The sequence below is a fragment of the Streptomyces sp. NPDC031121 genome, from assembly GCF_055570615.1.
Map to the genome: position 1 here is coordinate 1 of NZ_JBVIGV010000024.1, position 12,093 is coordinate 12,093.

The 12,093-nt window shown below is 70.8% G+C and carries 7 protein-coding genes; all 7 read left to right on the forward strand.

Annotation, left to right across the window (positions count from 1 at the left end; all coding sequences use genetic code 11):
- Positions 1-293 precede the first annotated feature (293 nt).
- Positions 294-752, forward strand: coding sequence for a hypothetical protein (locus ACZ462_RS31255; protein ID WP_467803942.1), 459 nt, complete (start codon positions 294-296; stop codon positions 750-752).
- A gap of 329 nt (positions 753-1,081) precedes the next feature.
- Positions 1,082-3,565, forward strand: a complete 2,484-nt coding sequence (locus ACZ462_RS31260; protein ID WP_467803943.1) for a helicase associated domain-containing protein — start codon at positions 1,082-1,084, stop codon at positions 3,563-3,565.
- A 1,762-nt stretch (positions 3,566-5,327) separates the two neighbouring features.
- Entirely contained in the window at positions 5,328-6,071 is a 744-nt protein-coding gene (locus ACZ462_RS31265) for an IPT/TIG domain-containing protein (protein ID WP_467803945.1), read from the forward strand.
- A 201-nt stretch (positions 6,072-6,272) separates the two neighbouring features.
- Complete coding sequence (locus ACZ462_RS31270; protein ID WP_467803946.1) at positions 6,273-7,286, forward strand: IPT/TIG domain-containing protein; 1,014 nt, start codon at positions 6,273-6,275, stop codon at positions 7,284-7,286.
- Positions 7,287-7,499: 213 nt separating this feature from the next.
- Positions 7,500-8,006 (forward strand): Ig-like domain-containing protein, encoded by a 507-nt coding sequence (locus tag ACZ462_RS31275; protein ID WP_467803947.1) that lies wholly within the window; start codon positions 7,500-7,502, stop codon positions 8,004-8,006.
- Between the two features lie 481 nt (positions 8,007-8,487).
- On the forward strand, positions 8,488-8,658 hold the full coding sequence (locus tag ACZ462_RS31280; protein ID WP_467803948.1) for a hypothetical protein: 171 nt from the start codon (positions 8,488-8,490) through the stop codon (positions 8,656-8,658).
- 1,627 nt (positions 8,659-10,285) lie between these two features.
- A partial coding sequence (locus tag ACZ462_RS31285; RefSeq protein WP_468253266.1) for a hypothetical protein occupies positions 10,286-12,093 on the forward strand: 1,808 nt, incomplete at its 3' end.

Genomic DNA, 12,093 nt, shown 5'->3' on the forward strand with positions numbered 1-12,093 from the left:
CCTGGCGCTGCGCGCCAGGAAGTGAAGCCCGGCGCGTTGCGCCGGGCAAGGGAGCCGAGCCGCGTTGCGGCTCGGGGCGTGGCAAGCCACGCCTGGTGGTCTCCGCTTCGCTCCAACCACCAAGAGACAGGCCCGCGTTGCGGGCCTGGATGGAGCCGAGCCGCGTTGCGGCTCGGGGCGTGGCAAGCCACGCCTGGTGGTCTCCGCTTCGCTCCAACCACCAAAGCGGCCGGCAGCGTGGGGGTGTGCTGCTGGGTTTGCTCAGCTGGCCGGGTAGCGGGCACGCTGCTTTCATGACTGACATGACTGGGCCTCAGGTGCGTTTGCGGTTAAATGACTTCGTCCCTGATCCGAACGATCCGGATGTGATGCGCAGAGTCGTCGATGTCCAGGCGGATGTGATGACGTTTGAGGGCGGCTCCGTCATTTTGTGGTTGCAGGGCACGGAGGTGGGTTCTTTCCCTCTCGATTCGCTGAAAGAAGTCAGGTTCACAGCCGGTGCTCGGCGGGCTGCTCCGCAGCCGGAAACCCGCGCCTACACCGTGGCGCAGGTCCGCACGCGGCATGGCAACGCCTACCAGAAGTGGACCGAGACGGACGACCAGCGACTCCTCGAGCTCCATGCCTCGGGCCACGACGCGGAATCCCTCGCCCGGCTCTTCTCACGCCAGCCCAGTGCGATCCGTGCGCGCCTGGCCAAGCTGGACTCCAGTCCCGAATCGTCGCAGCAGTCTCTCACCCCGCCTTTTTGAACCCATCCAGGCCGAAGACTGTGGAGGCCGTCTGCCCTGACGGGATCCCGGTGTGGGCTCTGCTCCCGGAGGGGTGCCGTGGCCGCTGAGGGTGTGATGCGGTTCGGAGGTCGTCTGAAGGTCGTATCCCCCTGCGGGTATCTGTGGGGTGCAGCCGGTACCTTCCCCGCGCCCTTCACTGAGGAGATGTGCGTGCCGGCCTGGCCGGCACGCACGGTATCGGGGGCGCAGGGTCTCCCCTCCGGTATGCTTCAAAATGAGACCTAGATCTAAACTTGCCTCAGGCTCCCCCCGGGCGGACGCGTCGCGCAGGGCCAAAGGAGCGGAACGTGTCGAAGACTCTCCGTCCCCACCAGCGCGAGGCCGTCGATGCGGTACTGCGCGCGCTCGACCTGCCGGCGCGGTCGACTGTGCCCGAGCGGGGGCTGCGGACGCAGGTGGTCATGGCGACCGGCTCGGGCAAGACTCTTGTGGCTGTGCGCAGCGCGGAGGAGTTGGGGGCGGGCCGGGTGCTGGTGCTGGTGCCCTCGCTGGACCTGCTGACGCAGACTCAGGCCGAGTGGCATGAGGGGGGCCGCAGGGGGCTGATGGTCGGGGTGTCGTCGCTGCGCGGGGATCAGGCGGTCTTCCCGAACACTACGGCGGTGGAGGAGCTGGTCGACTGGGTTCGGCCGTTCGGCAGGGTGACGGTGTTCGCCACGTACGCCTCGCTCGGCCTCGGCACGTTGGAGCTCGCTCACGCGGCCGGCCTTCCCGGCTGGGATCTGGTCGTCGTGGACGAGGCGCACCGGACCTCGGGGCGGATCGGCAAGCCCTGGGCGGTCGTCCACGACAACACCCGCATCCCCGCACTGCGGCGGCTGTACATGACCGCCACACCCCGGCTGTGGCAGCTGGACGACGGCCAGGAGCCGGGTGTACCCGGTGAGATGGTCGCGTCGATGGAGGACGATCCGGACAGTCCGTTCGGCAGCAGGTGCTACACCCTGACCCTGTCCGAAGCGATCAACCGGGGCATCTGTGCGCCGTACCAGGTGGTGTGCGTGGACATCACCGACACCCGGCTCCGTGCCGCGCAGGTCCTGGGCGCCCGAGGCCGGTCGGATGAGGTGCGCGGGGCGCGGCTCGCGGCTCTTCAGGCGGCGCTGGTGAAGGCTTCGGCAAAGGAGTCCTTTGGCCGGACGCTGGTCTTCCACCACCTGGTCAGGGAGGCCGAGGCCTTCGCGGCCGGGCTTCCCGACGTCGCAGCACAGCTGCATGCGGACGACCCGGAGCTGTACCCGAGCGCGGTCTGGGCCGACTGGCTCTGCGGCGATCACCCACCGGCCCACCGGCGCCGCGTGCTGGACGAGTTCGCCGGCGGCTCGGACGCGGGCAGGCGCTTCCTGGGGTCGGCGAAGGTCCTGGGCGAGGGCGTCGACATCCAGAACTGCGACAGTGTGTACTTCGCCGACGTGCGCGGATCCATGCCCGATCTGGTCCAGGCTGTCGGCCGGGCGCTGCGGATCCGGCCCGGTGAGGGCAAGGTGGCCTCGCTGGTGGTGCCGATCCTGCTCGGGCCCGGGGAGACGGCGGACACCATGCTCACGAGCAAGGCCTACGAGGGCCTGGCCAAGCTCCTGGAAGCCCTCAGGGCGCATGACACCCGCGTCGTGGAAGCACTGGCCGCGCCCCAGGCACCCAGCCGCTCCACGGCCTTCCAGAGCCGTAAGGGGGGCCAGGACGCAGAGCGCGCCGAGGACGAAGACGGCTCCCCCATCTCGGCGCCGGCGCAGGCGCTGCTGAAGTTCAGCACCCCCCGCGACCCGGCCGCTCTCGCCGCGTTCATCCGCCTGCGCATCCTCAACCCCGAGAAGGAACACTGGCGGCGCGGTGTGGAGGCAGCCGCCATCTACACCCGGATCCACGGCGGCCTGAAGATCCCGTTCACGTACCGCGTGCCCGACAGCCGGGAGCAGGACGCCGACGGCCGGGGCGAAGAGGAGAGCGAGGGTGCGCGGGAGGGGTGGCCGGCCTCGCTCGCAGGCTTCCCGCTCGGACAATGGATCGCCGACGCCCGCCATCGACACGCCCGCGGTCGCCTGAACGCCGAACGCGTCCGGCAGCTGGAAACACTGGGCATGCTCTGGTCACACCATGACGTCGCCTGGGAGGAAGGGCTCACCGCGGCGCGCGGGTGGGCCGAGGAGAACGGGCACCTCCTGGCCCCGCTGGACGCCGTCCACCGGGGCCACAAAACCGGCATCTGGCTGAAGAACGCACGATCCGACGCCCGCGCCGGGACGCTGCCCGCACAGCGCCGCGAGCAACTGGAAGACATCGACCCGGCCTGGTGCCCGGCCTGGCCGGTGGAGTGGCAGCGCGCCTTCCACCTGGTGCGGATGCACCAGGACGCCGGTGAGGCACTGCCCACCAAGGCGGGCGAGGTCCTGCGCCAGGGCGAGGACCTCGGACGGTGGGTACGCTCAGTCCGGCTCGGCTGGGACAACCTCACCACCGTGCAGCAGTGGATGTGCGAACAGGTCCTCGGGATCACACCCGCCGGCGAGGAGGAAAAGCCCAGGCCGCGCCGTACCCAAGCCGACAAATGGGCACTGAACTACACCGCCGCCCGCCAGTACTACCAACGCGAAGGCCACCTCCAAGTACCCAGAAGCCACGTCGAACGCATCACCACCGGCAACCACAGCCAAAGCCAGGAAAAACGAGACCTCAAACTGGGCACCTGGATCAGCAACCAGCGCAGCCGAGCCGCCACACTCACCCCCGAACAAATCGAGCAGCTATCGGCAATCACCATGCGGTGGACATGACAGGCACCAAACCCAACACCCTCACCACCAACCACCACACCCCCCGCCCCGCACCAAAACCACAACAACCAAACCACCAGACAGGTCGTGAGGCGGTGGTGGTCCTCGGCTCGTCGAGCCAGGTCGTCTTCGGGGATGCCGGTGAAGGCGCTCATCCGGGCGTAGGACAGACCGCTCCCGCGTCCGACCAGCGCGAGCTCCCACAGGGCCTGGTTGATCCGGGCCCTGGCAGTGCCGAGGGAGACCATGCCGAGCTCGACGCCGGCGGCCGCCGACAAGGTGCCGTCGGTCTTCAGCTCCGTCAGGTGACGCAAGCAGACCGGTAAGGACGGCATGAACGCACACGGCTCGGCCGGGGTGGGCTCGGGCCGGATCTCGGCGGGGGGGGGCGGCCAGCCACGCCTCAAGCGGCGTCACCCCGGTGCGCTGCACGACGTGCTTGGTGTTGTGCCCGGTGACTCCTCCTGAGCGCGCGGGGAGTACATGAGCGACTTGGGCTGGTCGACAAGCGGGGCGATCTGCTCGAGCACCGCGCGGGGGACGTTGACGCCCTCGGTGGCGAGGACGCCGTCCACGAAGCGGCGCTGCCACTCGGCGGTGGCGGGCGAGGGGGAACGGAGCGATGTTGATGCTGGTGCCGTCGGGATCCACGAGGGAGCCTTCCCTCAAGGGGGTGCGGCGCAGCCCCAGGACACGGGGTGGGGGGCGGAGCCGTGCCGGTTCGCCAGGGGCCGGCGGCCTGCCGGGAAGTGGGCCTCCGGCTCCGCTCGGGAAGGTCTGCCGTGCCGTCATGCCGGGGCGCGGTCCGCCAGAGCGGCGGCAGGGCGGGCAGGACCGCCCTGCCGCGGCATCCTTGCGTGCAGCAACGGCCCCCGGCCCGGGCCCGCGGGGAAGCGGGCTGCGGGGTGGGGCCGGGGTCTGGGCTCTCCGGAAGGGCTCCGGCACGAGGTGCACGAGGATGCGACGCGGTACGGGTGCGCTCCGCATCAACAGATGGCAGACACGCAGACACACATGTACGAGTGCAACCCCGAATCGGAGCGCTTGACACAGGCAACGTGGGTGTGTTCAGGGAGCGTTGACGGTGACCGTGACCGGCGCCGCCAGGCCGACGCGCCGCGCACGTTCACGGACGACTCCGAGGCCCCAAGCGGCCAGGATGAGAAATGAAGGAGGCGCGGCAAACACGACACCAGCCGATGCGACTTCATGTCACCGCGGCGTCCGGAGGGATGTCACCGCGACCGAACAGACCAGCCCTGGACAGCACCAGTAGGCACACGTCAGTGACACCGGAATCCGAACATGCCCGTGACAGGCTCACCGGACCTCGCACCGACCCCACCGTGGCGAGCAATCCGGTCCCGCCGGGCGCTCTGCCCCCTCGCCCGCAGGCCCGGCCGAGCTCTCCGCCGAACCCGGAACGGCTCGGGGGCCGATGGCGTACGCCGGTGGCATTCCAGCGCCCGCTGTGGCGTGGCCGGCCATCCGAGTGCCGGGATTGACGCCTTGTCGGGGATATGGCGCTGTGGGTTACTTGACTCAGCGAACCGGTGGGCCGCCCATCCCATGGCCGGGGAATCACGATAGAGGGCGGTGCCTGCCGGTTCTTCCGTTGTGCCCCTACGGGGGAACTGCGTTGACCCGGCGACACGGTTCAGCCGTGGCGTCCTCCCGTGAGGGTCTTCCGCGCAGGTCGACCCGGCGGCCCCCCGGTTCCGCTGTGTCCTCTGGCCCCGTCCTGTCAGCAAGGAGTCTCTCCATGCCCATGTCTCCGAACCAGGGATCCACCGGCGGCGGCACACTGGTGACCATCACCGGTACGAACCTGTCCGGCACCACCGCCGTCACCTTCGGCACCAAGCCCGCCACCAACGTCACCAACGTCTCGCCGACCCAGGTCACCGCCGTGTCGCCCTCGGGCACCGGCAGCGTCGGGGTGACCCTGACCACCCCGGGCGGCACGAGCAACCCGATTCCGTTCTTCTACGTCGGAGCCCCGTTCAAGTCCACGCTCCAGCCGGTCTCCGGCGCCCTCGCGGGCGGCAACACCGTCACGCTCAACGGAGTCGGGCTGTCGACGGCCACCAGTGTGGCCTTCGGCGCCAACACCGCCACGCCGACGGTCCTCTCCGACACCCAGCTGACCGTCACCGTGCCGGCAGGCACGGCGGCGGGCCCCGTCGGAGTGAGCGTGACCACCGCGGGCGGGACGAACAACGGCCTGTCCTACACCTACGTGGACATCCCCGCGGTGACCGCTGTCACGCCGACCTCCGGGCCGGAGTCCGGCGGTACCGGTGTGACCATCACCGGCACCAACCTCGACAGCACCGACTCGGTCACCTTCGACGGCAACCCGGCACCGTTCTCCGTGGTGAACTCCACCACCGTCTCGGCAGTGACCCCGCCCGGGACCGGCACCGTCGACGTGGTGGTGACCAACCCGGCCGGCTCCGACACGGCCGTCGGCGCCTTCACCTACGTCGCGGCACCCGGCATCTGACCCTCGGCCACGCTGCCGCCCCGCTTGCGCCGGGCGGCAGCCCGAGCGGCACCCCCCGCCCCACTCCGCCGACCGGCCACGAGACCGGCAGTCGGCGCACACCCCCACCCGCCCGAAGCCACAGACGCGGCGGTTCCCCCGGAGCCGGACCGGCATCCGCGTCGACCCGGGCTTCGCCCAGGCCGCCGTAGGAGCATCCTCATGCCCCCCACGATCAGCACCATCAACCCCTCCCAAGGGCCCGTCACCGGGGGTACCACCGTCACCCTCACCGGCACCGGAATGACGGGGTCCATCGCCGTGCGGTTCGCCGGCACCAACGCCACCTCCTTCACCGTCAACTCCGCCACCCAGATCACGGCGGTGAGCCCGCCCCACGCCGCGGGTGCAGTGGCGGTGACCGTGGTCCACCCGTCCGGCACCAGCAACGCGGTGACGTTCACCTACGCGGTGGCCCAGGTGCCGGTGGTCACCAACATCGCGCCCGACAGCGGCCCGACGTCGGGCGGCACCGGCGTCACCCTCACGGGAACAGGGTTCACCGGGGCCACGGCAGTGCACTTCGCCGGGGCGCCGGCGACATCGTTCACGGTGAACTCGGCCACCCAGATCACCGCCGTGACCCCTGCCGGAGCCGCCGGAGCCGCCTCCGTGACCGTCACCACGCCCCAGGGCACCAGCGCCCCGGGCGCCTTCTTCTACACAGCGCCTCCCGTCCTGAACAAGGCCGACCCCCCCCAGGGCCCGACAGCCGGAGGCACGGTCGTCACACTGGCCGGGAGCAATCTCCTCAATGCCACTGCCGTACGGTTCGGCAACACCAACGCCGCCTCCTTCACCGTGGTGTCCGCGACGCAGATCACAGCCGCTGCCCCTCCGGGAACAGGCAGTTCACCCATCACGGTGACCACCGTGGGCGGCACAAGCAACCCCGCCGCCTTCACCTACGTCGCCACACCCGCCCTGACGGGACTGGTGCCGATCGCCGGTCCGACATCCGCGGGCACCGTGGTGACCCTCACCGGCACGAACCTGGCCACCACCAAGGCCGTCACCTTCGGGGGAACGGCCGCCCCCTTCACCGTCGTGTCCGACACACAGGCCACCGCCGTCGCACCCGCAGGTCCCGCAGGCCCGCTCCCCGTGACCGTCACCACCGCGGGCGGCACCAGCCCCGCACTGACCTACACCCGCCAAACCCCGCCCGGCATCTGACACCCGAACAGCGGCAGAACGCGGCACCCCGGCCCACCGCGTACAGTCCCCGGTGCCGCCCCCGCACCACCTGTCCGACGATCGGTTCAGACGGTAATCCAACCAGGCTACTTGTGGGCGCCGCCTTCCCGGAAGGCAGAACAGGCCGCCATAACGTGAAGCTCCACGGCGCCGGCAACCCGCGGGCCCGCGACACAACGAGGAGTCGCACCGGTGAGGATCACCCGAGGAAGAACGAGACTGGTCGTCGTCACAGCCCTGGCTGCCGTACTGGGACCGGCCTCGCCCGCCTGGGCCGCACCGTCGAGCACCACGGTGACGGCCACTCCGCAGCCCGCCGCGGTGGGCACCCCGGTACAGCTGGTGGCCACCGTCGCCTGCCCCGGCGACCCCGCCGGCGGACTCGGCGTGACATTCTTCGACGGCAGCGACCTGCTCGGCACCGTGCCCGTACACGCCAACGGCCAGGCCAGCTACACCGCCACGTTCACCACCGCCGGCTCGCACAGCATCACCGCCGCCTACAACGGCAACGCGGAGTGCGACGCCTCCAACAACACCACGACCGTCCACATCACGTCCGCCCCGACGGGGCCCGCCCCCGGATTCTGTCTCCTCGTCTGCGGCGGACTGATCAACTTCTCCGTCGGCGACATCAACAACACCGTCAACATCTCCGGACGCACGTACGCGATGCACGGGCAGCGACACCTCCGCTAGTGCTGTGGCCGGGAAGGCCTGCCGGGCCGGGGTGTCCGGCGCGGTGCATCGCAAGGCGGAGGACCGCCCGCGCGTACCGGGCGTGCGTGCGCGGTCCGACAACGCCGCGAGGCGCCGTGCCGGGCGCCGCGGCCCGGTGAACCTTCCCGGCCACAGCACCAGGTCGTCTCTTTCGTGTCCTGCCGGTTGAGCCCGCGTCGCCGGGTGCCGTGCATCGCAAGGCGGAGGGCCGCCCGCGTACTGGGGCACCCCCCGGAACACCTCGTCCGGCGCATCCGACGAGGCCTGCGGCACCAGGTACCGCGGCGGCCTCATGGGCAGCTGCCCCGCCGGGACCGGTCTGACGATCGGACCAGCCTGAACAAGGCCACGACATCACGGGTTCACCCTCAGCAACGCCGTTGGCACCCCTGTCCCCACGGTTCACGTTTCCGTTCGGAACGACTGCGGGATGCCCGGTCCCCGGTTCAGCATGAGCCCCATGCCCAAGACCCTGAAGTGCACCGGCGAAGAGAAGAACATGACCCTCGACGAGATCGAGAAGTTCGTGAAGGCAGCTCGTGCTGCCGCGGTCCCCGGCGACAGCAACGTCAGCGCAGTCGTAAGCACCAGCGGCAAAATCAAAGAGATCGAGGTCGAGGTCAACTCATAGGCCCCTCCAGGCCCGCCGCCCACCACCGCCCCGAAACGAAAAGGCCCGGCTTCCCCCGCAAGAGATCGCAAAGGGGGAAGCCGGGCCTTTTCGCTGTCAGGCCGCCCGGGCCGCGGGCACGCCTTCGTCGCAGACAAGGGGTGCCCGCGGCGGTTGCCGGTGCCGCAGGGTGCCGCGGAGCGGTGACCAGCACGGCCCCGGGTCCGGTCTCAGGTGCCCGGGCGGCGACGCATCGCGGCGTGCCGGTCGAGGTGGGGATGTGCGCGTCAGCCGACGCCGGCCGACGCCGGCTGACGGATCCAATTCCTCTCGCCGGGTGCCCATTGTGGCAGCCTGCCCTTTCTGCGGTCCGGCACGAGGCCGGACCGCAGAAGGGTGGGCTTTCACTCCCCTGGAGAGGACGGGCGGCCACTCATTGGATGCAACTGTTATCGCGTGGCGGGGCATATTGCGGCAACACTTGCCCGCGGACTGCTACCTGAATGGCCTAACCCTCTGCGATAATCATTTCGCCTCAGGTGAAAGCGTTCGGCGGGCTCGGCCGGGCGTCGGCTGCCGGCCTCGGGTTTACCCCGGCGGCCTGTCCCGCTCGATGTTTTTCAGCCATATTCGTGCGGGGCGGGTTTGTGCTTTCCGGTACTGCGCAGCCGCAGGAGGCCCTTTTCGGTGTGCGCGGGCCGGGCCGCGAAGGCCTGGGGTTTCCGGACTTGCGGCAACCGGCCCTGCCGGGGGGCTGGCAGGCTGGTGCGGATGCCGGTTTGCCTCCCCGGGGGGCGGGTCGCGTGAGCCGGTGCGGAGCGGAGGGCTGACCGGGGGGCTTGCCCTCACGCCCGTCCAGGGCCGGACATTCACCTCTCGGATGTCCGCTGAGGTGCCTCGAAGGGCCGTTCCGGCTTCTCCCCCGCTGCCCGGCTCGGGCAGCAGGCAAGCAGGCCGTACGGTGATCCACACGCCGGGGGCGGCCCCGGCCGGGCGGCGCCTGCCGAAGGCCGCGCCCCGCAGCACCGGATCCGGCGGCGCCCTGCGCGCCCGCGACAGCCGGCGCATCAGCCGTGACCAGGGCATCACGGTGTGGGTGGACAGTGACGCCGAAGTCTTCGGCAAGGTGCCTTGTGGGCACCGGCGGCCGGCCGAGGGCGGTCTGCGAGCCGTGTGCGATCGCCAGGTGCGAAAGCCCCGGGCTTCGAGGGTCGCCGGGTCGCCCGCGGGCGCGGGCGCATCCCCTGGGTTGGACGCCCGTGGGGTTGCGGGCCTTCGGCTGTGCGCGGGGGCGGGGGGGTGGGAGCGGCGGAGGCGTTCCGCCTGGCGTGGGGGGTCGGCCGCCCGGGAACGCAAGGGGACTCGAGGTTCCGCTGTGTTCCCTGCGTGTGGTGATGCGGTGGGCATTACACCGTTCGAGTTAATCTCCATCCGGCATATGGTCGGCATTTGGCTCGTGTGGTTGTAATGGAGTAACCGATTGTGGGGTGCCCATCCTCTGTCGGGGCGGCAGGAAAGCGATTGTTTGAGGATTGTTTTCCACGTCCATGGGCACCCCGGCAGTTGAATGCGTGAACCGCACCGTCCGTGAGTGCGGTCGTGTATGGCAGCCCACACCGCACTCTCCGCAAAAAAAGGGGCTGCTCTCATGGCAGTGATCATCATTCCTTCGACGGTGGCGGCTTGCTCGACCTTCTCCGCCATCGCCACCGGCGCCCCCGTCGGCGCCGCTTCGGCCGTCTTCACCTACGAGGACGCCGCTCCCCAAACGCTGCCGGTGGTCGCCGGCGTCGCCGGCCCGGCGACGTTCACGGCCGTCGGCTCCGGCGCACAGCCGGTCACGGTGACCTACCTCGATGCCGTCGGCGCCGGGGTGGGGACCGAGAGCGGTACCGTGACCGTCACTGCGGCGCCGGCCGGGACGATCTCGACGACGCTGTCCGCTCCCGGCGTCGGGACCACGACGGCCACTACCACGCTGGCCTGCAGCGGTGACCTGACTTCCGTCAACGGGACCCTGACCTACACCCTGCCGGACGGGACCACGGTCACGGCCGCGGTGGTCAGCGGCGTGGTCGCGGCAACCGATCTGGGGATCGCGCTGGCAGCGGGTCAGACGGTGGACGTCAGCTTCACCCCCGCACCCGGCTCCTGCGCGGCGTGCACCTTCGCGTCGATCACCGTCACCGTCCCCGCACCGCCGTCCTGCCTGGTGGTCCTGCTGCCCGTGGTCGGTCCGGTGGTCGTCGGGCAGCCGACCAGCCTGACCGCCGTCGTGCTGTGTGAGGGCCTGCCCGTCTCGGGTGCCTCGGTCACCTTCAGCGGCGGCGGCGCGACCCCGGTCACCGTCACCACCGACGCCCTGGGCCTCGCGACCGGGTCCCTGACCTTCCCCACCGCCGGGCCCGCCACGGTCACGGCAACGGTCACCGCCGCCGGCACCGCCTGCTCCTGCACCAGCGTCTCCTCCGCCCCGATCACCGTCACCGTCACCGAGCCGTCGACCTGCTCGGTGGTCCTGCTGCCGGTGTCGGGGCCGGTGGTCGTCGGGCAGCCGACCAGCCTGACCGCCCTCGTGCTGTGCGAGGGCCTGCCCGTCTCGGGTGCCTCGGTCACCTTCAGCGGCGGCGGCGCGACCCCGGTCACCGTCACCACCGACGCCCTGGGCATCGCCACCGGGTCCCTGACCTTCCCCACGGCCGGACCCGCCACGGTCACGGCAACGGTCACCGCCGCCGGCACCGCCTGCTCCTGCACCAACGTCTCCTCCGCCCCCATCACCGTCAACGTCACCCAGCCGTCGACCTGCTCGGTGGTGATCCAGCCCGTGGTCGGGCCGGTGGTCGCCGGGCAGCCGACCAGCCTGACCGCCCTCGTGCTGTGTGAGGGCCTGCCCGTCTCGGGTGCCTCGGTCACCTTCAGCGGCGGCGGCGCAACCCCCGTCACCGTCACCACCAATGCCCTGGGCCTCGCGACCGGGTCCCTGACCTTCCCCACCGCCGGACCCGCCACGGTCACGGCAACGGTCACCGCCGCCGGCACCGCCTGCTCCTGCACCAGCGTCTCCTCCGCCCCGATCACCGTCACCGTCACCCAGCCGTCGACCTGCTCGGTGATCCTGCTGCCGGTGCTGGGGCCGGTGGTCGCCGGGCAGCCGACCAGCCTGACCGCCCTCGTGCTGTGCAACGGCCTGCCCGTCTCGGGTGCCTCGGTCACCTTCAGCGGCGGCGGCGCAACCCCCGTCACCGTCACCACCAGCGCCCTGGGCCTCGCCACCGGATCCCTGACCTTCCCCACCGCCGGACCCGCCACGGTCACGGCAACGGTCACCGCCGCCGGCACCGCCTGCTCCTGCACCAACGTCTCCTCCGCCCCGATCACCGTCAACGTCACCCAGCCGTCGACCTGCTCGGTGATCCTGCTGCCGGTGCTGGGGCCGGTGGTCGCCGGGCAGCC